This window comes from Novosphingobium pokkalii (assembly GCF_014652855.1).
Classification (GTDB): domain Bacteria; phylum Pseudomonadota; class Alphaproteobacteria; order Sphingomonadales; family Sphingomonadaceae; genus Novosphingobium; species Novosphingobium pokkalii.
This window is the reverse complement of sequence record NZ_BMZP01000027.1, coordinates 18497-43943: the sequence shown is the minus strand read 5'-3', so window position 1 is coordinate 43943 and position 25447 is coordinate 18497. Positions and strand designations below refer to the sequence as shown.

The 25447-nt window shown below is 65.7% G+C and carries 23 protein-coding genes; 10 read left to right on the top strand and 13 right to left on the bottom strand.

What is annotated here, in order from left to right; translation table 11 throughout:
• Positions 1–348: 348 nt before the first annotated feature.
• The 7 genes from IE191_RS19470 to IE191_RS19440 form a co-directional block, all read right to left on the bottom strand.
• Complete coding sequence (locus IE191_RS19470; RefSeq protein WP_191326050.1) at positions 349–1206, bottom strand: DUF4435 domain-containing protein; 858 nt, start codon at positions 1204–1206, stop codon at positions 349–351.
• 1 nt (position 1207) lies between these two features.
• Entirely contained in the window at positions 1208–2488 is a 1281-nt protein-coding gene (locus tag IE191_RS19465; RefSeq protein WP_191326049.1) for an AAA family ATPase, read from the bottom strand.
• A gap of 355 nt (positions 2489–2843) precedes the next feature.
• Entirely contained in the window at positions 2844–3605 is a 762-nt protein-coding gene (locus IE191_RS19460) for an energy transducer TonB (RefSeq protein ID WP_191326048.1), read from the bottom strand.
• Between the two features lie 40 nt (positions 3606–3645).
• Positions 3646–3942 (bottom strand): hypothetical protein, encoded by a 297-nt coding sequence (locus tag IE191_RS19455; RefSeq protein ID WP_191326047.1) that lies wholly within the window; start codon positions 3940–3942, stop codon positions 3646–3648.
• 131 nt (positions 3943–4073) lie between these two features.
• Positions 4074–5558, bottom strand: coding sequence for an alpha-amylase (gene amyA, locus IE191_RS19450; RefSeq protein WP_191326046.1), 1485 nt, complete (start codon positions 5556–5558; stop codon positions 4074–4076).
• 93 nt (positions 5559–5651) lie between these two features.
• The gene (locus IE191_RS19445) at positions 5652–6710 is read right to left on the bottom strand and encodes a glycosyltransferase family 4 protein (protein WP_191326045.1); all 1059 of its coding nucleotides are present in this window, start codon (positions 6708–6710) and stop codon (positions 5652–5654) included.
• Positions 6710–7627 carry a UDP-2,3-diacylglucosamine diphosphatase gene (locus IE191_RS19440; RefSeq protein WP_373299341.1) on the bottom strand — a complete coding sequence of 306 codons (918 nt, stop codon included), beginning with the start codon at positions 7625–7627 and terminating at the stop codon, positions 6710–6712. Before IE191_RS19440 ends, IE191_RS19445 begins: the two co-directional genes overlap by 1 nt.
• Before the next feature lie 148 nt (positions 7628–7775).
• Between IE191_RS19440 and recN the strand changes: the two genes are divergently transcribed.
• The 3 genes from recN (at position 7776) to IE191_RS19425 (ending at position 12294) form a co-directional block, all read left to right on the top strand.
• The gene (gene recN, locus IE191_RS19435) at positions 7776–9440 is read left to right on the top strand and encodes a DNA repair protein RecN (protein ID WP_191326044.1); all 1665 of its coding nucleotides are present in this window, start codon (positions 7776–7778) and stop codon (positions 9438–9440) included.
• Between the two features lie 146 nt (positions 9441–9586).
• A complete protein-coding gene (gene ligA / locus IE191_RS19430; RefSeq protein ID WP_191326043.1) occupies positions 9587–11656 on the top strand; it encodes an NAD-dependent DNA ligase LigA in 2070 nt (689 codons plus the stop codon).
• 5 nt (positions 11657–11661) lie between these two features.
• Positions 11662–12294 (top strand): LysE family translocator, encoded by a 633-nt coding sequence (locus tag IE191_RS19425; RefSeq protein ID WP_191326042.1) that lies wholly within the window; start codon positions 11662–11664, stop codon positions 12292–12294.
• Between the two features lie 127 nt (positions 12295–12421).
• On the opposite strand, the gene IE191_RS19420 is transcribed toward IE191_RS19425, so the two are convergent.
• Positions 12422–13378 (bottom strand): 50S ribosomal protein L11 methyltransferase, encoded by a 957-nt coding sequence (locus tag IE191_RS19420; RefSeq protein ID WP_191326041.1) that lies wholly within the window; start codon positions 13376–13378, stop codon positions 12422–12424.
• The gene (gene bla, locus IE191_RS19415) at positions 13375–14283 is read right to left on the bottom strand and encodes a subclass B3 metallo-beta-lactamase (RefSeq protein WP_191326040.1); all 909 of its coding nucleotides are present in this window, start codon (positions 14281–14283) and stop codon (positions 13375–13377) included. The genes IE191_RS19420 and bla overlap by 4 nt, the downstream gene beginning before the upstream one ends.
• A gap of 154 nt (positions 14284–14437) precedes the next feature.
• Here bla and sdhC point away from each other — a divergent pair, with 154 nt between their 5' ends.
• Genes sdhC through sdhA form a run of 3 tightly spaced genes read left to right on the top strand, consistent with a single transcriptional unit; the run spans position 14438 to position 17093 of the window.
• Positions 14438–14863: a succinate dehydrogenase, cytochrome b556 subunit gene (gene sdhC, locus IE191_RS19410; protein WP_191326039.1), complete on the top strand. Its 426-nt coding sequence runs from the start codon at positions 14438–14440 to the stop codon at positions 14861–14863.
• A gap of 37 nt (positions 14864–14900) precedes the next feature.
• The gene (gene sdhD, locus IE191_RS19405) at positions 14901–15284 is read left to right on the top strand and encodes a succinate dehydrogenase, hydrophobic membrane anchor protein (RefSeq protein WP_191326038.1); all 384 of its coding nucleotides are present in this window, start codon (positions 14901–14903) and stop codon (positions 15282–15284) included.
• A gap of 3 nt (positions 15285–15287) precedes the next feature.
• Complete coding sequence (gene sdhA, locus IE191_RS19400) at positions 15288–17093, top strand: succinate dehydrogenase flavoprotein subunit (RefSeq protein WP_191326037.1); 1806 nt, start codon at positions 15288–15290, stop codon at positions 17091–17093.
• Between the two features lie 86 nt (positions 17094–17179).
• Here the strand turns inward: sdhA and IE191_RS19395 are convergent, their stop codons facing one another.
• Positions 17180–17785: a hypothetical protein gene (locus tag IE191_RS19395; RefSeq protein WP_191326036.1), complete on the bottom strand. Its 606-nt coding sequence runs from the start codon at positions 17783–17785 to the stop codon at positions 17180–17182.
• A 67-nt stretch (positions 17786–17852) separates the two neighbouring features.
• A complete protein-coding gene (gene ypfJ / locus IE191_RS19390; protein WP_191326035.1) occupies positions 17853–18761 on the bottom strand; it encodes a KPN_02809 family neutral zinc metallopeptidase in 909 nt (302 codons plus the stop codon).
• 220 nt (positions 18762–18981) lie between these two features.
• Here ypfJ and IE191_RS19385 point away from each other — a divergent pair, with 220 nt between their 5' ends.
• The 4 genes from IE191_RS19385 (at position 18982) to IE191_RS19370 (ending at position 23821) form a co-directional block, all read left to right on the top strand.
• Positions 18982–20550: a M28 family metallopeptidase gene (locus IE191_RS19385; protein WP_229815677.1), complete on the top strand. Its 1569-nt coding sequence runs from the start codon at positions 18982–18984 to the stop codon at positions 20548–20550.
• Positions 20551–20616: 66 nt separating this feature from the next.
• The gene (guaB, locus tag IE191_RS19380; RefSeq protein WP_191326033.1) at positions 20617–22074 is read left to right on the top strand and encodes an IMP dehydrogenase; all 1458 of its coding nucleotides are present in this window, start codon (positions 20617–20619) and stop codon (positions 22072–22074) included.
• Complete coding sequence (locus IE191_RS19375) at positions 22071–23249, top strand: RsmB/NOP family class I SAM-dependent RNA methyltransferase (RefSeq protein WP_191326032.1); 1179 nt, start codon at positions 22071–22073, stop codon at positions 23247–23249. The genes guaB and IE191_RS19375 overlap by 4 nt, the downstream gene beginning before the upstream one ends.
• A 65-nt stretch (positions 23250–23314) precedes the next feature.
• Complete coding sequence (locus IE191_RS19370; RefSeq protein ID WP_191326031.1) at positions 23315–23821, top strand: tetratricopeptide repeat protein; 507 nt, start codon at positions 23315–23317, stop codon at positions 23819–23821.
• 132 nt (positions 23822–23953) lie between these two features.
• On the opposite strand, the gene IE191_RS19365 is transcribed toward IE191_RS19370, so the two are convergent.
• Positions 23954–24442, bottom strand: a complete 489-nt coding sequence (locus IE191_RS19365) for an RNA pyrophosphohydrolase (protein ID WP_191326030.1) — start codon at positions 24440–24442, stop codon at positions 23954–23956.
• Positions 24443–24474: 32 nt separating this feature from the next.
• Positions 24475–25425 carry an alpha/beta hydrolase gene (locus IE191_RS19360; protein ID WP_229815675.1) on the bottom strand — a complete coding sequence of 317 codons (951 nt, stop codon included), beginning with the start codon at positions 25423–25425 and terminating at the stop codon, positions 24475–24477.
• Positions 25426–25447: the final 22 nt, after the last annotated feature.

Below are 25447 nucleotides of genomic sequence, written 5' to 3'. Positions count from 1 at the left end.
GTCCGTCCTTCCAATGGACCAGACTCTAATCAAGCTTGGAGGAAAATCAGGGGGTCACGTCAACCCCAATCCACACCAAAGCCCTTTTACCCATAGACCTGTGCGAGCCTCACCGCGGGTCGTACTTGTAAGACTTTCGTACGCCTGCCGGCGCCCGAAACCCTTCGACAAAGCGGTCGTTCGAGTCTTTCCTCAATACGGCTGCTTACCACCCGACACCGGACGTGCGGAAAGATGGCGTGCAGTGGCAGGAAGCAAGGAATACCGTTTATTGAGGAGGTGCCAGGCCATCAGAAATTGAGTCTGTCTGGATAATGTTGCGGAAGAATGCAGTGGTCAGGCAAAAGCTCACGGTATAGCAGAGCATTGCGCCTCGTGATGGACCGCTATCGCGCCTGCGTGATTATCCTGCAAATGCCGGCTGAGGGATGAAAGCGCCAAATCTTCAAAGTGGTCGAGGCTCACGGCTCTTTTAACGCCCACATTCCGTAGCACTGCTTTTACCAATATCAGAATCGCATGCTGAAAACAGTGCCCCACAAAGTGATGCAACTCAAATACTGCTTGAGGTAGAATCCTTGGCTTGCGTAATCTGGTTCTTACGTTCGCAACAGCCGCCAATTTTATGAGCTCGGCTTGATCGATTTTTGGAAGTGCTGTCACCGGATCTGCTTTAATCACACGCCCCGGCGCATTTCGCGGCAGTACGGATGATCCAGCGCTCAGGGCCAAAAAATCCAACTTGATGGCGCGCTGGACATCATCACAGAGCTTTTCACAGCCTGCGGCCAGAGCAGCTTCCGCAGCAGCAGGAAGCGTCGTCAAGCGAGCTAGTGACTTAACCATGGAATTAAGGAACTCTGGGGTGAAAGCATCATTTTCCCAGCTGTAACCGTGCGAATAAAGTACTCTGCTGTCAGCAATTTCATGACCTAGCAGCCCGTCATAATCACGATCCATCGCTGCGATCGTATTGGAAATGTCTTCATCAATAATCTTCTGAGCCAATGCCTCAACAACTGGCTTTCCCCCTCTTGGAAGAAAAACAACTTTTAGGTCTGGCCTATATTTTTTCATGATGTTGTGCCAGAAGATAGAGTCAACTGATCTGTCATGATCATGATCGCCACCCTCCACATAACAAATATAGTCAGCGCCATAGAATAGCGCACGATTCTGCTGCCCAGATGACGTCCGCTCAAACACCTTAATCGACCAAGTCTTCCATACGAAACACATTTTTCTGATATGCATTAACTATATCAGGTGAATGAGTTGCAAAAATGACTTGCGCATTAGGATTTATCTTTAGTAGCGCTGGAACTAGGTCCTCCTGCCACTCGACGTGCATAGATAGTTCTGGTTCGTCTGCCATGAAGATGTAATGCTTTTGCTCTTGAAGGAGAGTTTCCGAAAGGAATATTAAAAGCTGCTTCTCGCCGCTAGACAACTTACTTAGATCAATAGGGGTGGCGTTTGCCCCATTGACCACAATTTGGTTGCTGTTGTTTGTTATAAGTTTTTTTCTGAACAACATTTCGGAGGCAACTTTTTCAAAATTATATTTAGGCCCGTATATGACCTCTTTCGAATGCTCCAATGTTTGCCACTGCTCGACCAAGGCATGTAGCCTCAGAACATCAATGGCAACTAGATAGTCCTTTACTGGAATGCCGCTCTCTGTTGATTTGAAGGAGGACTTCGCCCTGCTCAGGAGATTAAAATGCCTATCCAGCTGGGAATAGTACTCATTCGGCTCCATATTGAAATCGGAAAATATCGAGCGAAGGGAATCTTTTTCTCTAACTTCATCTATTCTCGATATATCTCGTTCTCGAATTGTACGGTCTGTAGCCAAAAACGAAAGAAACCATTTCTTCTGGAACTCCTGCGTTTTTTCACTAACTTGTCTGTCGAGACGAGAGAAATAACGGGTAAGAGAATTAGAGAGATCATCCAGTTTGCGATCGACATCTGGACGAATATTATCATCCCATTCATCATCACGCTGAATTTTTTCCGCACCTCGTTGTAGTGATAGCCATGTGGTCTGAAAAATTAACGAGAGCGTTTCTCGAAGGCTGGTTCTTGGCTTCTCCATAGAGGCACCGGACGTGTCAGACTTTACTATGATCTGTTTGCGCGCTCTGGGCCGCAAGAAAACGTATTCTTCGGGGGCGTCGGTCGAATTTTGAGCGATCCTGAATGTGATCTTTGGATGCCCCTCTTCAGTTGCTTCTTTAATGATTGTGAGCTTAGGCTTCGCTCTCAACCGATCTTTTTTGAATGTGTATTCAATGCGACCGAAATTCGATTCCCTCAAGGCCGGCAAGTCCATCGCCAGTCCAGCGTGAATCATGTTAATAAGGGTGGTTTTACCGGTCCCATTCCGTCCGATTAAGAAGTTTGCGTCTGGCTGCAGGTCAAGTTCTATCGGCCTAGATTGGCCTCGAAATCCTTGAATAACGATCCGTTCTAAACGGTACATTTTTGATCAGACCCTTAGCCGTTGAAAATGATTTTTACGCGGTTCTATCGATTTACACGTGCAAAAAAAAGCCCTTCCGTTGTGGCGCACGTGTCCGCCGAGGGGGGGGATCATCGCTTGCTTCGGCCCAGCACGCGTCAGCGGCTATAAGCTCTCCTTTTCACTGAATTGGCCATGCTCGGCGGTATAATGCGACCGGCTCTGGCGGACTCCCGCCTGACCACTCAAGGGCATGAGAATAGCGGATTCCGGCGGGAGCAGTCATTCACGTCGGCGCCTCGAACGGCGTGATCTGGTCGTAATCGGCCCCCTTCCGTGTCATGGGCCTTGCACTGGTCCCATTCCTTCTTTGAACTCACCCCCCATCCGCAATGGCCCCCATCGTCCACTCCTGATCATAATCCACTTCCCCCGCCACCGCATGCCCCGCCGCATCGCGCGCCGGGCGGAAGCGGAAGCGTTGCAGGGCGAGGGTGCAGGTGGTGGTGTCGAGGGCGGGGTTGCCGCTGGAGTGAGTCACGCGGCAGGCGCTGGCGCGGCCTTGGGGGGTGATGGTGAGGGTGACCGAGGTGGTGCCCTGGGCGTGGGCTTCGCGGGCGGCGAGGGGGTAGTCGGAGGGTTTGATGCGGCCGCCGGTCCATTCCGGGTCTTGCCCGCCGTCTCCATCGCCGTTGCCGCTGCTGCCCGATCCGGTGCCGTTGCCCTGGCCGCCGGCGCCGGTTCCTGGCCCTGGCGTGGGCGCGGCGCCGCTGTGGGTGTCTGCGCCGAGGGCGACGAGCGGGGCGACCGGGATCGGCGGGGGCTTGGCCACGGGGACCAGCGGGGCATAGACCGGGGCGGCCTTGGCGCGGGTGTTCGCCGGGGCGGCGCGGCCTGCCGGGGTGTGGTGATGCGGGCGTGGCAGCGGCGGCGTGACCGGAGGCGGCGGCGGGGGCCGGGTCAGGTCGATCGCGGCAAGGGTTTCGGGAAGGGCCTGGCGCACGCCGCGTAGCGGCGCCAGGCCGAGCCAGAGCGCCAGGGCCACGGCCACCTCGATGGCGGCGGCAAGGCTGGCGGCAAACAAACGGTGGGGGCGCCGGGTGGGCTGGCCTTGGCCCTGCACGCTTTCTTCCAGCATGACAGGCACTGGCAACCGCCCGACGCGCCTCGCTCCAGCCTTAGCGGCAGCGCTTCTTGGCGGTGAGCGTGCGGTCGATCGCGCGGCCACCCAGGGCGCCGCCCACGGCACCGGCGGCAATGCCGATCGGGCCGCCGATCAGCGCGTGGCCCAGCAGCGCGCCACCGGCGCCACCGGCGATCAGGCCGGTCGTGCCGCTGGAATGGCGGCACCAGCGATAATGCGCGTGGCCACGATAGTGATGGCGGGCAAATGCCGGGGTTGCGTCGATCGCGCTGAGGCCAAGGGCGGCGACAAGGGCCGGGGCAAAAGCGAGCCGGCGGGCGAATGGGCGCATGGTGATATCCTTCTTGTTGATACAATTCAGCAACAATGCCTGCGCAACGAACCAGCCACGAGTTGGTTCACGCGCGGGTACATGAAATTGCCGTAATGATCGGAAACCCCTGATCGGGCTCGGTCTTTTTATCAGGCAGCGTCCTGCCGCACCCACACGCTGACACTGCCCCCGGCGCAGCGGACGGGCAGGCGGCCTTCGTCATCGGCCACGCATTCGCCTTGCGCATGGCCAAGCCAGTCCACGAACGTGGCACCGGCATGATCGGGGCCGAGCTCGGCGGTGAGGGTGGCTTCGCCCGCGTTGCTCAGGATCACGACGCAGCCCGGCGCCTCGGCTGTGCCATGGCGGATGAAGCCGATGCAGGTGGGGCTGTCGAACAGGTCGGTCTGCGCGCCATGGGCAAAGCGCTGGCGCGCCTGGGTCAGCCGATCGAGGCAGGCGACCGGGGCCAGCGTAACTTCGTGAGTCTCGCCATCGCCGCCAGTGTCGGCATAAGTCGCGCCGTAGAGATCGGGGTGGAACAGGCAGGGCACGCCGCCTTCGCGCAGCAGGATCAGCGCATAGGCCAGCGGCTTGAACCAGTCTTCCACCGGGGCTTCCAGCGCCTGGAGCGGCTGGGTATCGTGATTGGCGACCAGGGTGACGGCATGATCGGGCAGGCTCTGCACCAGCGTGCCGTCAAAGATCGTGCGCAGGTCATAGTCGGCGCCGGCACGGGCGGCATCGCAGAAACGATGGACCAGCGCGGCATCGAACAGCGTGAGCTGGTGGTCCACGCGATCGAGATAGGTTTGCAGCGCGGCAAGGTCCGGCTGCCAGTATTCGGCCACCACGAACAGATCGGGGCTGATGCTCTCGCGGCAATGGCCCACCCAATCGCGGAAGAACCAAGCGGGAATGTGCTTGGCGGCGTCGAGGCGGAAGCCGTCGACCGGCACTTGCTCTGCCAGCCAGCGGCCCCAGAACTTCAGCTCTTCATAGACCGCGCGGTTGCGGAATTCGACATCGGCGCCCATCAGGAAATCGAAATTGCCGAGTTCCTCGTCCACCTCCTCGTTCCATTCGCCGTCGCCATATTGGTTGACCAGGCGGAACACGCCATCTTCGCCGGGGTCTTCGATGCGGTCCACGCCGGAAAAGCACTTGTGGTCCCACACGAAGCGGGAATGCGCGCCGGCGCGGCCGGGGAACGTGAAGCGGGTGTAGGTCGTGGCGTCGAAGGCCTCGTCCTCGATCTCGGTGCGGTTGTCGGGATTGGTGCGGCGCACCTGGACGCGCTCGGTCTCGTCGGCGCCCATCTTGTGATCGAACACCACGTCGTGGATCACGCGCAGCCCGTGCTCGCGCAGCGCGGCGCAGGCCGCTTCCAGCGCGGCGCGGGTGCCATACTTGGTGGGCACGGTGCCTTTCTGGTCGAACTCGCCCAGATCGAACAGGTCATAAGTGTCATAGCCGACCGATTGCGTGCCGCTCGCGCCCTTGTAGGCCGGGGGCAGCCACACGTCGGTCACGCCCATCCGGGCCAGTCCCTCCGCCGCGCGGGCGGCATCATCCCACAGCGTGCCTTCGGGAAAATACCAATGGAAGAACTGGATCAGGGTGCGCTGCGCCATGCAAAGGCTCCGGACAGAGGGCTTTCCGGGCCAATGCGCCAGCGCGCGTTTGGTTGCAGTGCATCATGGGGCAGGGCGCAGGGCCCCTTTTGATCAGGCGGCGCGGGCGATCTGCCGGGCGGCGCTGGCCAGCGCGGTTTCGAACTGGGTGGTGGCCGCTTCCCACGAATAGCTGGCGCCATAGGCGGCGGCATCCGCGCGGTCGCAGGTCAGCGCCTGGGAAATGGCGGTGGCGAGATCGTCGTGGCAGGCGCCGACCGGGCGGGGCAGGGTGCCATCGGCGCCCCGGCCCTGCGCGCCCACCACGTCGAGCGGGCCGGCCACGGGATAGGCGGCCACCGGCACGCCGCATGCCATCGCCTCGATCATCACCAGGCCGAACGTGTCCGTCCGGCTGGGGAACACGAAGCAATCGGCGGCGCGATAGGCCTGCGCCAGTGCCACGCCCGAAAGCGCGCCGGTGAAATGGGCCTGGGGATGGCGCGCCTTGAGCATGGCGAGGTCCGGCCCGTCGCCCACCACCACCTTGCTGCCGGGCACCGCGCAATCGAGGAACGCGCCAAGGTTCTTTTCCACCGCAACGCGGCCGACATAGAGCAGCACCGGGCCGGGCAGCGCGGCAATCTGCGGCAGGGGATCGTGGCCGGGGTGGAACAGCGCGGCATCGATCCCGCGCGACCACAGCCGCGTCTGGGCAATGCCGTGGCCCGCCAGTTCGCGCGCCAGGCTGGGCGTGGACACCAGCACGGCAGCGCTGCGGGCGTGGAACCGGCGCATCAGCGGCCAGAAGGCATCGGGGCTGAGCCCGGTGCGCATCGCGGCATAATCGGGAAAGCGGGTGTGGAACGCGCTGGTGAACGGCACGCCGCTGGCCTTGCACCAGCTTCGCGCGGCCCAGCCGATCGGCCCTTCGGTGGCGATATGCACGATATCGGGCGCGAAATCGCGCAAGGTGCGGCGCGTGCCAAAGCGCGGCGCCATGGCCAGGCGGATCTCGCCATAACCGGGCAAGGCGCACGTGCGGAACTGCTGGGGGGTGAGCAGTTCTACCACGTGGCCCCGCGCGCGCAGGTGCGTGACCGTCGTGGTCAGGGTGCGGACCACGCCGTTGACTTGGGGCGTCCAGGCGTCGGTGGCCAGGGCAATGCGCATCAAACGGTTTCCGTTTCCACCGCACCGGGCAATCCGGGGCTGGGCAATTCGGCAGGGGCAGCGGCGAACGGCGCCTGCTTCTTCTGTTCTTCTACCCAATCGACGATGCTCATCGCGCCGGTGAAATCCTCCACCAGGGCGGTGCAGCTTTCCACCCAGTCGCCATCGTTGTAATAGGTGACATCGCCGATCTGGCGGATTTCGGCGCAGTGGATGTGGCCGCAGACCACGCCGTCCACGCCCATGTCGCGCGCGGCGTGGGCGACGGCTTCTTCAAAGTCGCAAATGAATTGCACGGCGTTCTTCACGCGCTTTTTCATGTAGGCCGACAGCGACCAGTAGGGCAGCTTGAACTGCCGCCGCACCAGGTTGACCCAGCGATTGGCGCGCAGCAGTACGGAATAGGCCGTGTCTCCCAGGAAGGCGAGCCAGCGGGCATAGAGCACCACGCCATCGAACCCGTCGCCATGGGTGACGAGCAGGCGGCGGCCGTCGGCGGTTTCGTGGATCGTGTCGAGCGCCAGTTCCACGCCGCCGAAGGTCATGCCGGCATAGGGGCGCAGCATCTCGTCATGGTTGCCCGCGATCAGCACCACGCGGGTGCCGCGATGGGCCATCTTGAGCACGCGGCGCACCACTTCGTTGTGCGCGTCTGGCCAGTACCACCCGCGCGACAGGCGCCAGCCATCGACGATATCGCCTACCAGGTAGAGCGTTTCGCATTCGATCGCGGCGAGGAAATCGAGCAGCATGTCGGCATTGCAGCCGCGCGTGCCGAGGTGAAGATCGGAAATCCACACCGTGCGAACCCGCCGCTTGGGGCGGAAGCCGCGCGGTTCGGGCATGTCCAGCCAATCGGGCGCGCCCTTGATCCATTCGCTTACCGGTGCAAAGCTGCGGTCGAGTGGGCGGTCCATGACCCATTCCCTTCATGTGCTGCCGTTGTCGTGCGACTCTCATGGCACCGTCACATTGCGGCGCGGCGACAGCGTGTCACCGATGTGAAACAAGAGGGGAACAAATGGAGGGTGACGGCGCCGCCGCAACGCGCTAGGAAGGGAAGCGATGCTGACCGGGCTTTCCATCCGCAATGTCGTCCTGATCGAAGCGCTCGACCTCGCGTTTCCGGGCGGTTTGGGCGTTTTGACCGGCGAGACCGGCGCGGGTAAATCGATCCTGCTGGATTCGCTGGGGCTGGTGCTGGGCGATCGGGCCGATAGCGGCTTGGTCCGCGCCGGAGAGGATGTGGCGAGCGTAACCGCCTCGTTCGAATTCGCGCGGCGGCCGGAGGGCGTGGAAGCCGTGCTGGCCGAGGCGGCGATCGACTGGGAGCCGGGCGAGCCGCTGCTGGTGCGCCGCCGGTTGCGCGCCGATGGCGGCAGCCGCGCCTATGTCAACGATCAGCCGGTGGGCGTGGCGCTGCTGCGCGAACTGGCGCGGTTCCTGGTGGAACTGCACGGCCAGCATGATGATCGCGGCCTGGTCAATGCGCGCGGCCATCGCGCCTTGCTCGATCGCTATGCCCGCGCCGACGCGGCCCAGGTGGCCAAGGCCTGGGACGCCTGGCGCGCGGCCGAGGATGCCCTGGCCCAGGCCCGCGCCCAGGTGGCGCGCGCCGCGGCCGAGCAGGACCTGATCGAAGCGCATCTGGCCGAACTCGATGCGCTGAAGCCCGTGGCGGGCGAAGAGGAAGACCTCGCCCTGCAACGCGCCGCGATGCAGAAGGGCGAGAAGCTTTCGGGCGATCTCAACGAATTGCAGCATTTGTGGAGCGGATCGGACGCGCCGCTGGTGCAATTGCGCAGCGCGGCGCGGCGGCTCGACCGGATCGCGGGCGAACACCCCCTCCTGGCCGAAGCGCTCGAAGCGCTGGACCGCGCGGTGATCGAGGCGGGCGAGGCCGAGGACAAGCTGGCCGCCGCCGCCGAAGCGCTGGCCCATGATCCTGCGCTGCTCGACCGGATCGAGACGCGCCTGTTCGATTTGCGCGCGGCGGCCCGCAAGCATGGCTGCACCGTGGACGACCTGCCGGCACGGCGCGACGCGCTGCATGCGGCGTTGCAGGCGATCGAAGGCGGGGAGGCGCAGATTGCCGGGCTGGCGCGCGTGGCGATGGATGCGGGCCTCGATTACCGCGCCAAGGCCGAGGCGCTTTCGGTGCAGCGGGCCGAGGCGGCGCGCAAGCTGGACAGGGCGGTGGCCGCAGAACTGGCGCCGCTGCGCCTGGATGCGGCGCGGTTCCACACTGCCGTGGTGCGCCTGCCCGAAGAGCGCTGGAGCGCGCAGGGCATGGACGCGGTGGAATTCCTGATTTCCACCAATCCCGGCAGCGATTTCGCGCCATTGGGCAAGATTGCCTCGGGCGGGGAACTCTCGCGCTTCATCCTGGCGCTGAAAGTCGCGCTGGCCGAGGAAGGCGGCGCGGCGACGGTGATCTTTGACGAGATCGACCGGGGCGTGGGCGGCGCGGTGGCGAGCGCGATCGGCGAGCGCCTGGCCCGGCTGGCGCGCGGCGGGCAATTGCTGGCGGTGACGCACAGCCCGCAAGTGGCGGCACGGGGCGATGCGCATTACCTGATCGCCAAGTCCAGCGAAGGCACGGTGACGCGCACCTCGGTGAGCAAGCTGGATGCGGCCGGGCGCAAGGAAGAAATCGCGCGGATGCTCTCCGGCGCGGAAGTGACCAAGGAAGCGCGCGCGCAGGCGAGCCGTTTGCTCGAACAGGCGTGACTCGTTGGGGCCACGGGGGTTCCGGTTCCTCCACAGCTATGCCATGCCGGGGCAGGCCTTGCGGTTTTCGGCAAGGCCGGCACCGGCTATCGGCACCCGATATCGGCAGGGCCGATTGGCGTAACCAGATGTGAAAGTGGCGTGCAATGAGTGATCCGGCGGGGATGAGCGAGGCCGATGCGGCCAACGAACTGATGCGGCTGGCCCGCCAGATCGCCTATCACAACCGGCGCTATCACGCCGAAGACGCGCCGGAAATTTCCGACGCGGAATATGATGCCCTGGTGCGGCGCAATGCCGAGCTCGAAGCGGCGTTTCCCCACCTTGTGCGGGCCGACAGTCCCTCGCGCGCGGTGGGGCACGAGGTTTCGGCCTCGCCCTTGCGCAAGGTGGCGCACGAGGTTCGGATGATGAGCCTCGACAATGCGTTCACCGACGAGGAAGTGGAAGAGTTCGTCGCCCGCGTGCGCCGCTTCCTGGCCCTGCCGGCCGACGCGCCGGTGGCGATGACGGCCGAGGACAAGATCGACGGGCTGTCCTGCTCACTGCGCTACGAGAACGGCAAGCTGGTGCGCGCGGCTACCCGCGGCGATGGCCAGGTTGGCGAGGATGTGACGGCGAACGTCGCCCATATCAGCGACATACCGCAGGAACTTGACACGGATTCCCCGCCCGCCGTGTTCGAGATTCGCGGCGAAGTGTTCATGGCCAAGGCCGATTTCCTCGCGCTCAACGCGGCGCAGGAGGAAAAGGGGGACAAGGTCTTTGCCAACCCGCGCAATGCTGCCGCCGGGTCACTGCGCCAGAAGGATGCCAGTGTGACGGCGAGCCGGCCCTTGCGGTTCTGGGCGCATGGCTGGGGCGCGGCGAGCGAGGTGCCTGCCGCCACGCAATGGGACATGATGCAGCAGATCGCCGCCTGGGGCGTGCCGGTCTCGCCGCTGTTGACGCGCTGTGAAGTCGTGGCGCAGATGCTCGCGCATTATCGCAGTATCCAGGCGCAACGTGCTGTATTGCCCTATGATATCGATGGCGTGGTCTACAAGGTGGATAGCCTCGAATGGCAGCGCCGGCTGGGCTTCGTGGCCAAGGCGCCGCGCTGGGGCATGGCCCACAAGTTTCCCGCCGAGCGCGCCGAAACCACGCTGGAAGCGATCGATATCCAGGTGGGTCGCACCGGCAAGCTGACCCCGGTGGGGCGGCTTGCCCCGGTGCTGGTGGGCGGGGTGACGGTCACCAATGTCACGCTTCACAACCGTGATGAGATCGGCCGGCTGGGCGTGCGCGTGGGCGACCGCGTGGTCCTGCAACGCGCCGGCGATGTCATCCCGCAAGTGGTTGAAAACCTGACTCGCGAGGACGAGCGCCCGGCCTATGTCTTCCCCGATCACTGCCCGGAATGCGGCAGCGAGGCCGTGGCCGAGGAAGGCGAAGTGGACGTGCGCTGCACCGGCGGCCTGGTCTGCCCGGCGCAGCGGACCGAACGGCTCAAGCATTTCGTCAGCCGCGCCGCGCTCGATATCGAAGGGCTGGGCGAGAAGACCATTGCCGAATTCTTTGCGCTCGGCTGGCTGGAAAGCCCGGCCGATATCTTCCGCCTGCGCAAGCGCCGCGACGATATCGTTGGCCGTGAGGGGTGGAAGGACAAGTCGGTCGACAACCTGCTTGCCGCGATCGAGGCCAAGCGCCAGCCCGATGCCGCGCGCCTGCTGTTCGGCCTGGGCATCCGCCATGTCGGCGCGGTGACGGCGCGCGACCTGCTCAAGCGCTTTGTCACGCTGCCCGCGCTGCGCGCCGTGGCCGAACGCGCCCATGGTGGGGACGAAGAGGCCAAGGCCGAATTGCTCGGCATCGACGGTGTCGGCCCGGTGGTGGTCGAGGCGCTGGGCGGCTTCTTCCACGAGGCGCACAATACCGCCGTGTGGGACGATTTGCTCAGCGAAGTCAGCCCGCCCGATTTCATTGTCGCAACCCGCGCCAGCGCCGTGGCGGGCAAGACCGTGGTATTCACCGGCAAGCTGGAAACCATGAGCCGCGACGAGGCCAAGGCGCAGGCCGAAGCGCTTGGCGCGCGCGCGGCCGGCAGCGTTTCGCCCAAGACCGACCTGGTCGTGGCCGGACCGGGCGCGGGCAGCAAGCTCAAGAAGGCGGCCGAACTGGGCATCGAAGTGATCGACGAGGTGGCCTGGGCCGAAATCTTCAAGGCAGCGGGGTAGGCGCGATGGCTTTGCACAACTGGTGGCTGTTCGTCGTCACCGTCTTTTTCATCTCGATCTCGCCGGGGCCGAACATGCTCCACGTGATGACGCGCAGCGTCACGCTGGGGTTCGGCCGGGCCATGCTGGCCATGAGCGGGTGTTTCCTCGCCGTGCTCACTCTGCTCAGCCTGTCGGCGGCGGGGCTTTCGGCTGTGCTGGTGGCGATGCCGCAAGTGTTCACCGCGCTCAAGATCGTGGGGGCGGGCTATCTGCTCTATCTGGGCTACAAGGCCTGGACCGCGCAGGAAGCGCCGATCGACATGGCGGGCGTGGATGCCGCGCCGGTTGCGCCGCCATCGGCCCTGGCGCTGTTTCGCACCGGGTTCCTGATCGGCATCAGCAATCCCAAGGCGCTGCTGTTTGCCGGGGCGTTCCTGCCGCAATTCATCGACGCGACGCGGCCCAAGCCGGTGCAATTCGCGGTGATGGTCGCCACGTTCGGGGTGATCGAGGTGGCATCCTACCTGCTCTATGCGCTGGGTGGGCGGTCGGTGGCGCGCTGGCTGGAAAAGCCTTCGCCGCGCAAGCTGTTCAACCGGGTGACCGGCGCGATTTTCGTGGCGTTCGGCGTGGCGATGGTGGGGAGCAGGGTTTGATTTCTGGCGGGTTGCGTTAGGGTTCGCACCACCCCCCGACCCCCTCCTCTGAAGAGGAGGGGGAGTATCGGAAAGCCCCCTCTTCTTTAGAGGAGGGGGTTGGGGGTGGTGGAAATCTGGTGCTACCTTACCACTTCTGGGACCAGGCCGGCAGCGCTTCGGGCTTGCTGGCGCGGATGCGGGCGGTGGCGCGGCGGCGCAGCCAGAGGATCGACCAGTCGCCGCGCACCTGGCGGGCGGCGAGGCGCAGGCCGGCGCGGGCATAGGCGGCGCGCACGGCGCGTTCCTGGGTGGCGAGAAGGCCGGCGAGCAGGATATGGCCGCCCGGCTTGACCGCTGCGGCGAATTCCGGGGCGAGCTCGATCAGCGGCCCTGCCAGGATATTGGCGATCAGCAGGTCATAGGGCGCCGAGAGACGCAGCAGTGGGTGATCCATGCCCGCCGCGATGACCATGGCGAGCTTGCCCGGGCCGTCGCCCAGCGCCACGCCATTCGCATCGGCATTGGTGGCCACGACCGGGCCGCAGACCCCGTCTATGTCGCTGGCGATGGCGCGCGCGCCGGGCCACAGGTGCAGGCCGGCAAAGGCCAGCAGCCCGGTGCCGGTGCCGATGTCGGCCAGGCTGCGCACCACGGCGCCCTGGGCCTTCATGTGCGCCAGCATGGCGAGGCATCCGGCCGTGGTGGCATGCTGGCCGGTGCCGAAAGCCTGGCTGGTGGGAATCAGGAAATTGCGGATGCCCGGTTCGTCCACGGCCGGATATTCCGGGGTGTGGACGTGGAACGGCCCTTCATGGATCGGCTCGACGCCTTGCTGGCTGAGCGTGACCCAATCCTCTTCCGGCAGCTTTTCCACCGTCATCGGCGGGGCGCCATCGGCGAACAGGGCGGCGATCGCGGCCTGTTCGGTTTCGCCCGGCTCGTCGGCCAGCCAGGCCTCCAGTTGCCAGTCCTCCGGCTTGTCTTCGGCGATCTCGCTGCCGGCAATGACGATGCCGGGATCCCAGTCGAACACGTCTTCGTGGGCGATCAGCGCGGCATGGACCACGGGGCGGGGGGCAAGGATGGTGATTTTCCAGCTCATGGCGCGGGTCTTTGCTGCGCCTTGGCTTCCTTGGCAAGAGCCTCGTCCAGCTTGGCCCGGCCCTGGGCGGCATAGGCGCGGCAGGCACCCGGCGCGGGCGGCGGTGGCCCCTTCGCCAGACGCTCGAACAGATCGCTGGAGCCGGGGTGCGGTGTCATCAGCAGCGTGCAGGGAAGGCCGGCGATGCGCGTGAGCGATGCGCGAAACGCCGCGACATAGGCGGGATGATCGGCAAAGCGCCAGCCCGGCGCGGCCAGCGCGGTGACGCTGTCGACATAGGCCATGGCGCGGCAATCCGCGCGCTGCCCGCAACTCGTCCAGGTCCAGCTTGTTGAGCCGGGGGCATGGCCTGGCGTGGCATGAACCGTGAGGCGCAGCGGCCCGACTGCCAGCGTTTCTCCATCGCGCAACCGTTGATCAACCGCAACGGCGGGAAAGGGCTTGAGCCAGGCCGACTGCGGATCGTCGGCCGGCACTTGCCCGCTTTCCAGCACCCGCGCGGCGGCCGGCAGCGCCGCAAGCCGCGCGCCGGTCATTCGCTTGAGCGCGGCAAGGCCCCCGGCGTGGTCGATATGTTCGTGGCTCATCACGATCCAGCGCACGTCCGCCAGCCGAAACCCGGCCGCGACGATATTGTGAGCGACGGTGTCCGCCGCTTCGGCCGGGCCGGCGTCGATCAGCACGTGCCCCTGCGGAGACGTGACCAGAACCGCGCTGATCCCGCAGGTGCCGACATACCAGGTATTGGCGAAAATGCGTTGTGGCGGGGCAGGATCGGACCAGCCATCGCGCCCGGCGCAGGCGCGCTGGAGCGTTTGGGATGCGGTGACAGGGCGAGAAACGGCTGGCAAGGGCGCGGCGAGCAGCCCGGCCAGTGCGATTGCGAAGAGAAGTTTGGCGCGCATGCCCACGGTTTGCGCGCCTTGTTGCCGCATGACAACATACGAATTCGGCTTGGCCCTTTCGGCGGCTTGCACCCCGGGGCTTTTCGACTAATAGCGACTCGTCCTGACCGGAAACCTCATCCCGGTCGCCTTTGCGAGAAGAAGGGGAAATTCCATGGCGCTGGCGCGCAGCAACCGGCCACTTTCGCCGCACCTCCAGATCTGGCGCTGGGGTCCGGCCATGCTGGTCTCGATCCTCCACCGCGTTACCGGCAATGGCCTGGCCTTCGTGGGCCTGTCGCTGCTGTTGTGGTGGCTGGGTTCGATCGCCAGCGGTCCGGAAGCCTACGAAACCTTCATGACCTATGTGTGGACCGGCGCCGCTGGCGGCCTTTCCACGCTGACCGCGATCCTTGGCAAGATCGTGCTGGTGGGCCTGTCGTGGGCGTTCTTCCAGCATGCCGCCACGGGCATCCGCCACCTCGTGCTCGACATCGGCGTTGGCTACGAACTTTCGGTCAATGCCCGTTGGTCGGTCTTCACGCTGATCGCGTCTGTCGGTCTTACGGCTCTGTTCTGGGGCTTCGTGCTGCTGCGCTGAGCGCCGGCACGCCCTTACCTGAATTTTCGGAGGTACCATGGGTAACGGAACTTCGATCGGCCGCGTGCGCGGGCTGGGCTCCAGCCATGCCGGCACGCACCACTGGCTGGCCCAGCGCCTGACGGCGGTGGGCAACTTGATCGTCATCCCCTTCCTGGGCATCAGCCTGGCGCTGCTGCCCGCGCACGATTTTGCCACCGTGCATGGCTGGGCGGCCAAGCCGCTGTCGGCCACCATGCTGGTGCTGCTGGTGGTCAACACGCTGTACCATGCGCGCCTGGGCGTGCAGGTCATGCTCGAAGACTACATCCACGAAGAAGGCGGCAAGGTGGCATCCTGGCTGCTGATCAACTTCGTGCCCGCCGCCGCTGCCGTGTTCGGCATCGTCTCGATCATCCGCATCGCACTGGGGGCCGCGTAAGCCATGTCTGCTGCCTACAAGATCATCGACCACACGTATGACACCGTCGTTGTCGGCGCGGGCGGTTCGGGCCTGCGCGCCACGATGGGTTCGGCCCAGGCCGGCCTGCGCACCGCCTGCATCACCAAGGTGTTTCCCACTCGCTCGCACACCGTCGCGGCGCAGGGGGGCATTGCCGCCTCGCTCCAGAACAACACGCCCGACCACTGGACCTGGCACATGTACGACACCGTCAAGGGGTCGGACTGGCTGGGCGACCAGGACGCCATCGAATACATGGTGCGCGAAGCCCCGGCGGCGGTCTATGAACTGGAGCACGCCGGCGTGCCGTTCAGCCGCAACCCCGATGGCACGATCTACCAGCGTCCGTTCGGCGGCCACATGCAGAACATGGGCGAAGGCCCGCCGGTGCAGCGCACCTGCGCCGCGGCCGACCGCACCGGCCACGCCATGCTTCACGCGCTCTATCAGCAGAGCCTGAAGTACGACGCGGACTTCTTCATCGAATATTTCGCCATCGACCTGATCATGGAAAACGGCGAATGCCGTGGCGTGATCGCGCTGTGCATGGACGATGGTTCGATCCACCGCTTCCGTGGCCATGCCGTGGTGCTGGCGACCGGCGGCTATGGCCGGTGCTATTTCACCGCCACGTCGGCCCACACCTGCACCGGCGATGGTGGCGGCATGGTGCTGCGCGCGGGCCTGCCGCTCCAGGACATGGAATTCGTGCAGTTCCACCCGACCGGCATCTATGGCGCGGGCGTGCTGATCACCGAAGGCGCGCGCGGGGAAGGTGGCTATCTCACCAACTCCGAAGGCGAGCGTTTCATGGAGCGCTACGCGCCGTCGGCCAAGGATCTGGCCAGCCGCGACGTGGTGTCGCGCTCGATGGCGCTGGAAATCCGCGAAGGGCGGGGCGTTGGTCCGCACAAGGACCATATCTACCTGCACCTTGACCACATCGATGCCAAGGTTCTGGCCGAGCGCCTGCCCGGGATCACCGAAAGCGGCAAGATCTTTGCCGGCGTGGACCTGACGCGCCAGCCGCTGCCGGTGGTGCCGACGGTGCACTACAACATGGGCGGCATCCCGACGAACTATCACGGCGAAGTGATGACCATCGGCGCCGATGGCAATCCCGAAACCGTGGTCCCCGGCCTGTTCGCGGTGGGCGAAGCGGCCTGCGTTTCGGTCCATGGCGCCAACCGCCTCGGTTCCAACTCGCTGATCGACCTTGTCGTGTTCGGCCGTGCAACCGGCCTGCGCCTCAAGGAACTGATCAAGCCCGGCACGGCGCACCAGTCGCTGCCCAAGGACAGCGCGGACCTGGCGCTGTCGCGCCTGGATCACTTCCGCCACGCCAAGGGCAGCTCGCCCACGGCGAAGATCCGCACCGAGATGCAGCGCGCGATGAGCCAGCACGCCGCCGTGTTCCGCACCGACGAACTGATGGCCGAAGGCAAGCAGAAGCTTGGCGAAATCTATCAGCAGATGCAGGACATCGGCGTGTCTGACCGCTCGCTGATCTGGAACTCGGATCTGGTGGAAACGCTGGAGCTCGACAACCTGATCAGCCAGGCTTCGGTGACGATGCATTCCGCGTACAACCGCAAGGAAAGCCGCGGCGCCCACGCGCACGAGGATTTCCCCAACCGCGACGATGCCAACTGGATGAAGCACACCGTTGGCTGGTTCAACGGCTGGGGCGGCCAGGGCGGCGACATCAAGCTCGATTACCGCCCGGTGCACGAATATACGCTGACGGACGACGTGCAGTACATCAAGCCCAAGGCGCGCGTGTACTGATCACCGTCGCCATCCGGCGGTACGGCACATGAAAAAGGCCGGGGGCGCGAACCCCCGGCCTTTTTCGTGGTACCAAGCGAAACGGCTCAGCGGTTGCGCTTTTCCTGCTTTTCCTTCTGCTTGGCCGCTTCGGCAGCCGCTGCTTCGCGCTCGCGATTGGCGACCACCGCGCTGGCATCACGCGAGCTGGCGGCGCGCGCGGGATAGGGGCAGCCGCGCTGCTGGCCCACGCCCTTGAGGAACGAGCGGCGCGCGGTGCCGGCAAACAGCGCCACCTGCCACTGCCGCTGCGCCTCGTTCGCGCCGGAGATTTCGCGGATGATGCCGCCGAACGGGATCAGCGAGCCGACGATGGACTTGGCGGTGTTGCCCACCTTGAGGCCGCCCTTGGTATAATCGGCAATATCGATGTCATCGCCCAGCACGGCATCGAGCCGGCGGATTTCGCCGGAAATCGCCGCGCAAGTGCGCAGGCCGGTCATCGTGTAGGGCGCCTGACGGGCGCGGCTGAGGATCGGCGGAATGTCTTCCTTCTTGAGGTTGACGGTTTCCAGCGGCGTGGTGACCACGTCGCCGACATTGGCATCCTTTGGGGCCACTGCGGTCTGGGCATGGGTGGCCAGGCCGGCAAAGGCGAGCGGGGCCAGTGCGCCGAGCAGGGCGGCGCGGGTGGCAAGGCGGTGTGCGAACATAATCGGAATTACTCCCCGGTTTGTGGCATTACGCTGCAAACCGGGGTCGGTTCCATTCATCGTTCGATCACACCGCTCCGTCGGCAAAGGTGTTGCAGGCACCCGGATTGCCGCTGTCCAGCCCCTTGCGCAGCCAGGTCATGCGCTGCTCGGCGCTGCCATGGGTGAAGGCGGATTCCACCGGGGTGCGGCCGGCGGCTTTCATCAGCGTGTCATCGCCGATCTGGTGGGCGGCGCGCAGGCCTTCCTCAACGTCGCCCGGCTCAATCCGCGCGCGGTTCTGCGCGGCCCATACGCCGGCATAGCAATCGGCTTGGAGTTCCAGCCGCACCGACAGGGCATTGGCCGCATCGGGATTGGAACGCTGGGCGCGGGTCACCTTGGCCGAAGTACCGACGAGGTTCTGGACATGGTGGCCATATTCGTGGGCCATGACATAGACGCGGGCGAAATCGCCGCCGGCGCCCAGCTTCTTGTCCAGCTCGGTATAGAAATCGGTGTCGATGTAGATGCCCTGGTCTGTCGGGCAATAGAACGGCCCCATCGCGCTTTGCGCCGCGCCACAGCCGGAGCTGCCCTGGCTGGAATAGAACACCAGCTTGGGCGCGCGGAAGGGGATGTTTTCCTGGGCGAGCAACGGCTTCCACGTCTTGTTGAGCGAAGACAGCGCGTTGCAGCTTTCGTGGCTGAAAGCGTTGACGTCGCACGCCTGGGCGAGCGTTTCCCCGCCGGGCTTGCCCACCTGTTGCGACGGGGTTTCCCCGACCGGGCCGACGAGCTGGCGCGGCAGGCCGCCGAACAGGAACGAGGCGCCGACGACCAGCAGGATGCCGAGGATGCCGAAGCGCGAACCGACCAGGCTGAGGATCAGGCCGAGCGGGAAGCCGCCGCCACCGCCGCCGCCCAGGGAGAAGCCGCCGCCTTGGCCGCGCTGGTCTTCCACGTCGATGTTGTTGTCGTAATCGTCTAGCCGCATCGCCTGCCTGTGTCCGTTTGTTGCGCCTGGCCTGGGTCCATAGCCGAAATGGCAAGCCATGGCGCGCCACATTGTTCCACCCCGGCCCCCTGTAAAAGAGCGCCGGGCCTCCGTTCACCGTGCTTTACAGTTTGGGAACTTGCGCGCCATGGCGGCTTTTGTCAGCAAGATGCCTGCGCTGAAGCGTTTGGGGACATAGATGAGTCGTGGCGCAAGGCTGTTGAGGGCGCTGGCCCTGGTCGCGCTGGCAGCCGTGCTGCCGGGCGAAGTCGCGCATGCGTCCGCGCCCGTCGCCGCGATGACGCTGGAACAGCGCCTGCGCGGCCATGTCGAGACACTGGCCAGCCCGGCCTTTGCCGGCCGCCGCCCCGGCACCGAGGGCGAGACCCAGACCTTGCGCTACCTGGTGCGGCAGTGGTTCGAGATGGGCCTGGAATCCGGCACCAACCTGCCGGGCAGCCCGTGGTTTGCGCCAGTCGAGCTGGTTGCGCGCGAGCCGGTGCTGTCACGCGCCACGTTCCTGCGTGGGCGACGCCGCGTGATGGCCGACGAGCACGACGTGTTCGTGGTGACGTCAGGCCCGCGCAACCTGGTGGACGGCGCTCCGGTGCTGTTCGTGGGGCATGGCGTGGTTCCTTCGCGCACCGAACTGGCCGGGCGGGTGGCCCTGCTGCTGGAAGGCAAGGCCGGCGGCGCCAACGCGCATGGGAACAAGGATGAGCGTCAGTCCGAAGCACAGGCGCGGCGGGAGGCGGCGGGGCGGCTGCTCGATGGTGGCGCCATGGCGGTGATCACCGTGCTCGACGGCGCGCGCACGCTGGAGGACGTCGTGGCCAAGCGGCGCAAGGCCGGCATGGCACTGGCCGGGGAGCGCGTCGACAACGAGATCGAGGCGTTCATATCCCCAGACCTCGCCGATCGCCTGCTCGGTGGCACCTCTGCCGCACCGGGGCAGGCGTTGGCGGCGGCGCAGGCGGAAGCGGACAAGCCCGATTTCACCCCGCATCTGATCGGCACGACGGCCAGCCTGGAAGCGACCAGCACCGAAACCCGCGTGCGCACCCACAACCTGATCGGCCGCATTCCCGGCCGCGATCCCGACGCCGGGGCGGTGCTGCTGGTGGCGCATTGGGACCATTTCGGCGTCTGCGCCGAGGACGGCGCGATCTGCCCCGGTGCGGTGGACAATGCCAGCGGAGTGGCGGTGATCACCGAAGTGGCGCGGCAGATCCTGGCCGCCGGCCCGCTGCGCGCGCCAGATCGGGATATCTATGTCCTGGCCACCACGGCGGAGGAAATGGGCCTGCTGGGCGCGCTGGCCTTTGCCGAGAACCCGCCGCTGCCGCTGGGCCGGATCGTGGCGGCGTTCAACGTGGACAGCACCGGGTTGGTGCCGGCGGGTGGTCCGGTGGCGATCGTCGGCCGGGGCATGACCCCGCTCGATGATACGGTGACCCGCGTGCTCGCGCGGATGCGGCGCAAGCTGGTTCCGGGCGAGGCGGCCAATGCCTATGTGCGGCGCCAGGACAGTTGGGTGCTGATGCAGCATGACGTGCCCGCGATCATGGTCAGCACCAGCTATGCCGACGAGGCGCGGCTGGGCCGCTTCATGGCCGGCGCCTATCACACCCCGGCCGACACGCCCGACAAGGTCAACTATGCCGGAATGGCCGACGACGTGCAGATCGATACCGAACTGGTGCGCGAATTTGCCGACCCCCGGCGCTATGCAGCTAGCCCTTCCGCGACCGTGCCTACAGGCCCGACAAATAGGCCCGGAACCCCCTAGCCAATTGTTCCCGGCTTGATTACATGGGCCGCCACGATTCTACCCGGACAGGAAGTGGCAGCTCTCATGGATATCCCTCTCGGCCTTACCTTTGACGACGTTCTGTTGCGTCCGGCCGAGTCCGACATCGTGCCTTCGCAGGCCGATACCCGCACGCGCCTGACCAAGGCGATCGCGCTCAACATTCCGGTGCTGTCCTCGGCCATGGATACCGTGACCGAAGCGGACATGGCCATCGTGATGGCGCAGCTTGGCGGCATCGGCGTGCTGCACCGCAACCTGACGATCGAGGAACAGGCTGCTGCCGTGCGCGCCGTCAAGCGCTATGAAAGCGGCATGGTCGTCAATCCGATCACGATCGCGCCCGACGCGACGCTGGGCGATGCCCAGGCCCTGATGAGCGCCAACCGCATCAGCGGCATCCCCGTGGTGGAAGCCGGCGGCAAGCTGGTGGGCATCCTCACTAACCGCGACGTGCGCTTTGCCGCCAACCTGGCGCAGCCGGTGCGCGAGCTGATGACGCACGAGAACCTGGCGACGGTCAAGCTCGGCACCAGCGGCGATGAAGCGCGCCGCCTGCTGCACGCCCGCCGCATCGAAAAGCTGCTGGTGGTGGACGATGCCTATCGCTGCATCGGCCTGATCACGGTGAAGGATATCGAGAAGTCGGTGACCTACCCCAACGCCACCAAGGATGCCGCCGGCCGCCTGCGCGTGGCCGCAGCCTCCACCGTGGGCGAAAAGGGCATGGCCCGCACCATGGCGCTGGTGGAAGCCGAATGCGACGTGGTGATCATCGACACCGCCCATGGCCACAACCGTGACGTGGCGCGCGCGGTGGAAACCATCAAGAAGCTGTCCAACGACGTGCAGGTGATTGCCGGCAACGTCGCCACGGCCGAAGCGACTCGTGCGCTGATCGATGCCGGGGCCGATGGCATCAAGGTGGGCATCGGGCCGGGCTCGATCTGCACCACCCGCATCGTGGCGGGCGTGGGCGTGCCGCAGCTGACCGCGATCATGGAATGCGCGGCCGAGGCGGAGAAGTCTGGCGTGCCGGTGATCGGCGATGGCGGGTTGCGCACCTCGGGCGATGCGGCCAAGGCGCTCGCCGCCGGCGCAAGCTCGATCATGGTCGGCTCGATGCTGGCCGGCACGGAAGAAGCGCCGGGCGAGACCTTCATCTACCAGGGCCGCGCCTACAAGGCCTATCGCGGCATGGGTTCGGTGGGTGCGATGGCGCGCGGCTCGGCCGACCGCTATTTCCAGCAGGACATCAAGGATTCGATGAAGCTGGTGCCCGAAGGGATCGAGGGCCAGGTGCCCTACAAGGGCCCGGCCAAGGACGTCGTCCACCAGTTGGTGGGCGGCATCAAGGCGGCGATGGGCTATACCGGCAGCAGCACGATCGATCACCTGCGCAAGAATGCCAAGTTCGTGCGCATCACCAACGCGGGCCTCAAGGAAAGCCACGTCCACGACGTGACGATCACGCGCGAGGCGCCGAACTACCCCACGCGGTGACACCGGCCGCGCGGGTCCAGGCCGCGATCGACATTCTGGATGGCGTGATCGCGGCCGCGCGCGGGCAGGGCGCTTCGGCCGACCGGCTCGCGGCGGAGTGGTTCCGCCAGCGGCGCTTCGTGGGATCGAAGGATCGCCGCGCCATCCGCGACCTGGTCTGGGCCGCGATCCGCGCCTGTGGCGAAGTGCCGCAGAGCGGCCGCGCCGCCATGCTGCGCTTGGCCCAGGACGATGCGGAACTGGCCGCGCGCTTCGATGGCTCCACTTACGGTCCGGCACCGATCCGCGCGGATGAAGCCGTGGCGCAGGGCGGGGCGATGCCGGCCTGGCTGGCCAGCGCGATGGCGGCTTCTGGCCTAGACGGGGCGGAACAGGCTGCGCTACTCGGCCGCGCGCCGCTCGATCTGCGCGCCAACACGCTCAAGACCGATCGCGAGACGCTGGCCGCACGCCTGCCGGTGCCGGCCATGCCGGTCGGCGCGCATGGCTTGCGCCTGCCGGTGGGCACGGCGGCGGAAAGCTGGCCGGAATTTGCCGAAGGCCTGTTTGAAGTGCAGGACGCAGGCAGCCAGATCGCCTGCGAAGCGCTCGGCGCCCGGCCGGGCGAAAGCGTGGTGGACTTTTGCGCCGGGGCCGGGGGCAAGACGCTGGCGCTGGCTGCGGCGATGCGTAACACCGGCCGCCTGCTGGCCTGCGATATCGATCGCCCGCGCCTGTCGCGCCTGGCGCCGCGCGCCGAGCGGGCAGGGGCGCTGGTCGAGACGCGGTTGCTCAATCCCGGCCAGGAAGCCGCGATGCTGGCCGATTGGCAGGGCCAGGCCGACGCCGTGCTGGTCGACGCGCCTTGTTCGGGCACGGGCACCTGGCGCCGCAATCCCGAGGCGCGCTGGCGGCTCTCTCCGGCCGCGATTGCCCGCTACCAACAGATGCAGGCCCATGTGCTGGACGTGGCGGCGGCGCTGGTGCGGCCGGGCGGGCGCCTGCTGTTCATCACCTGCTCGTTGATCGATGCCGAAGGGGCTGATGGGCTGGCCGCGTTCACGGCGCGGCACCCCGGATTCGCTGTTGAGCCGCTGACCCTTTCCATCGGGCGGTCCCATCGCGGCGGTTGGCGATTGTCACCGTATCATGACGATACGGACGGGTTTTTCATCGCTCGGTTGGTGCGTCTGTGATAGACCCATCGGTCATGAGGGTTGTCTATCGCCGTGGGGAACAATCCCGGCTGAAGGAGTTCTTGATGCGTTATACGCCAGCGGCCCTTGCGCTGTCCCTGCTTGTGGCCGTTACCGGCAGCATGGGTTCGGCCCGCACCAGCGATCCGCTCGATCCGCGCGCGCAAGTGCTGTTGCAGGAAGGCCGCGCGCTGCTGGCCAAGGGCGATGTCGAGGCCGCGACCGACAGCCTGGAAGCCGCGCTGACCATCGATCCGGCCAATGCCGGCATTCTGGTGGCGCTGGGCAATGCCGCGCGCCAGGCCGGGTTGCAGGGCAAGGCCATCCACTATTACCGCAACGTGCTGGACCGCGAGCCGAACAACCTTGACGCGATTGCCGGCGAAGGTGCCGCGCTGGCTGAAAAGGGCGCGGTGGACAAGGCCAAGGCCACGCTGACCCGGCTGGAAGGCCTGTGCGGCAAATCCTGCCCGGAAGCGGCCGAGGTGAGCAAGGCGCTGGCCGCCGGGCCGAAGCCGCAAGTGGTGGCGGCCGAGACGGTTGCGCCCAAGCCCGATGTGCAGGCGAATTGAGTTTTCGGGGCTAAGTTTCAGGCTTCGCACCACCCCCCGACCCCCTCCTCTGAAGAGGAGGGGGAGTTAGGCCGGAAAGCCCCATCCTCTTCAGAGGAGGGGGGTGGGGGTGGTGTTAAGCCTTGCGCAGCCTCAGATCAGCGCGCGGAATTCGTCCACCACCTGGCGGTAGACGCGCCGCTTGAACGGCACGATAAGGTCGGGGAGCTGGTCGGGCTCCACCCATTTCCATTCGCAGAATTCGGCCGGATCGTGGGCATCGAGCACCACGTCATCATCCTGACCGTTGAAGCGCAGCAGCAGCCAGGCCTGGCGCTGGCCGCGATAGCGGCCGCCCCACAGTGTGCCGAGCAGTTCGGGCGGCAGGTCGTAAAAATGTTCCTCGCGGCTCTGCGCCAGCACGGTGACGTGCTCGCTCGTCAGACCGGTTTCCTCGTGCAGTTCGCGCATGGCGGCGGGAATCAGGTCTTCGCCGTCATCGATGCCGCCCTGCGGCATCTGCCAGGCGTCACCTTCCTTGTTGTCGATACGCTTGCCGACGAACACGCGGCCTTGGGGATTGACGATCATCAGCCCCACGCAGGGGCGATAGGGAAGAGCGGCAAAGGGGTCCGCACTCATGGATAGGTGGTCCTCGTTCAAACTGGTGGGCGCTAGGCGTCGAGTACACCGCGCAAGGCCGCCAGGATCGCTTCGAGATCGGCCTGCGCGCTGGGGATCGCCTTGCGCACCTGGATAAAGCCATGGATCGTTCCCGCGCGTTCGGTGAACACGAGGGGCGATCCGGCGCGGGCCAGGGCCGCGCCATAGACCCGTCCGCTGTCGCGAATCGGATCGAGGCTTGCGGTCACTAGCACCGTGGGGGGCATCTGGTCATGCCCGCCGTGCAGCGGAAACGCACGCATGCTGTCGGCCGGGGCGCCATAGGCCTGAGCAAACCAGTGCATGACTTGCGCATCGAGCAGGAACCCTTCCGCGAAATCGCGGAAAGAGGCATGGGATTCTGGCGCGTCGGTCAGGGGATAGATCGGCACTTGCGCCACCACCGGCGCGGCAGCGGGCGCGGCCATCAGCGCCTGGGTGACCACGATCGCCAGGTTGCCGCCGGCCGAATCGCCGATCGGGATCAGCCCGGTAACGGCGCGACCAAGGTCGGCCGGGCCTTGTGCGATCCAGCGCGCGGCTGCTTCGGCATCGTCTGGCGCGGCGGGGAAGGGGTGCTCGGGCGCCAGGCGGTAATCGACCGCGATCAGCGGCAGGTCCATCCGCGCGGCGATTTCGGTGCAGACATTGTGGTGGCTGTCGAGCCCGCCGAGCACGAAGCCGCCTCCGTGATAGAACACCAGGACCGGACCGGGCGCGCGGGTTTCGCGGGCGTCATAGAGGCGCAAGGGAATCGGGCCGGCCGGGCCGGGACTGGCCAGATCGCGGATCACGGCGAGATCGCGGGGCGGCAGGTCGGCCAATTGCTGCATGGCCGTGTAGGCAGCGCGGGCCTGGTCGGGGGCCATCTGGTGCATCGCCGGCGCGCCGGCGGCGGCGGCCTGGCGCAGATAGTCGAGAAACGCCTGGACATCGGGACGGACGAACAGCGATTGCGCCACGGCGAAGTCTCCGGTTGTGGTG

Bases quoted from the DNA above. Each gene is read 5' to 3' on its own strand.
- guaB (WP_191326033.1), top strand. From the start codon at position 20,617: ATGGATATCCCTCTCGGCCTTACCTTTGACGACGTTCTGTTGCGTCCG.
- IE191_RS19440 (WP_373299341.1), bottom strand. From the start codon at position 7,627: ATGGACCGCCCACTCGACCGCAGCTTTGCACCGGTAAGCGAATGGATC.
- IE191_RS19395 (WP_191326036.1), bottom strand. From the start codon at position 17,785: ATGTTCGCACACCGCCTTGCCACCCGCGCCGCCCTGCTCGGCGCACTG.
- IE191_RS19370 (WP_191326031.1), top strand. From the start codon at position 23,315: ATGCGTTATACGCCAGCGGCCCTTGCGCTGTCCCTGCTTGTGGCCGTT.
- bla (WP_191326040.1), bottom strand. From the start codon at position 14,283: ATGCGCGCCAAACTTCTCTTCGCAATCGCACTGGCCGGGCTGCTCGCC.
- IE191_RS19425 (WP_191326042.1), top strand. From the start codon at position 11,662: ATGGCTTTGCACAACTGGTGGCTGTTCGTCGTCACCGTCTTTTTCATC.
- sdhC (WP_191326039.1), top strand. From the start codon at position 14,438: ATGGCGCTGGCGCGCAGCAACCGGCCACTTTCGCCGCACCTCCAGATC.
- sdhA (WP_191326037.1), top strand. From the start codon at position 15,288: ATGTCTGCTGCCTACAAGATCATCGACCACACGTATGACACCGTCGTT.
- IE191_RS19420 (WP_191326041.1), bottom strand. From the start codon at position 13,378: ATGAGCTGGAAAATCACCATCCTTGCCCCCCGCCCCGTGGTCCATGCC.
- ypfJ (WP_191326035.1), bottom strand. From the start codon at position 18,761: ATGCGGCTAGACGATTACGACAACAACATCGACGTGGAAGACCAGCGC.
- IE191_RS19445 (WP_191326045.1), bottom strand. From the start codon at position 6,710: ATGCGCATTGCCCTGGCCACCGACGCCTGGACGCCCCAAGTCAACGGC.
- recN (WP_191326044.1), top strand. From the start codon at position 7,776: ATGCTGACCGGGCTTTCCATCCGCAATGTCGTCCTGATCGAAGCGCTC.
- ligA (WP_191326043.1), top strand. From the start codon at position 9,587: ATGAGTGATCCGGCGGGGATGAGCGAGGCCGATGCGGCCAACGAACTG.
- IE191_RS19365 (WP_191326030.1), bottom strand. From the start codon at position 24,442: ATGAGTGCGGACCCCTTTGCCGCTCTTCCCTATCGCCCCTGCGTGGGG.
- IE191_RS19460 (WP_191326048.1), bottom strand. From the start codon at position 3,605: ATGCTGGAAGAAAGCGTGCAGGGCCAAGGCCAGCCCACCCGGCGCCCC.
- IE191_RS19455 (WP_191326047.1), bottom strand. From the start codon at position 3,942: ATGCGCCCATTCGCCCGCCGGCTCGCTTTTGCCCCGGCCCTTGTCGCC.
- sdhD (WP_191326038.1), top strand. From the start codon at position 14,901: ATGGGTAACGGAACTTCGATCGGCCGCGTGCGCGGGCTGGGCTCCAGC.
- amyA (WP_191326046.1), bottom strand. From the start codon at position 5,558: ATGGCGCAGCGCACCCTGATCCAGTTCTTCCATTGGTATTTTCCCGAA.
- IE191_RS19465 (WP_191326049.1), bottom strand. From the start codon at position 2,488: ATGTACCGTTTAGAACGGATCGTTATTCAAGGATTTCGAGGCCAATCT.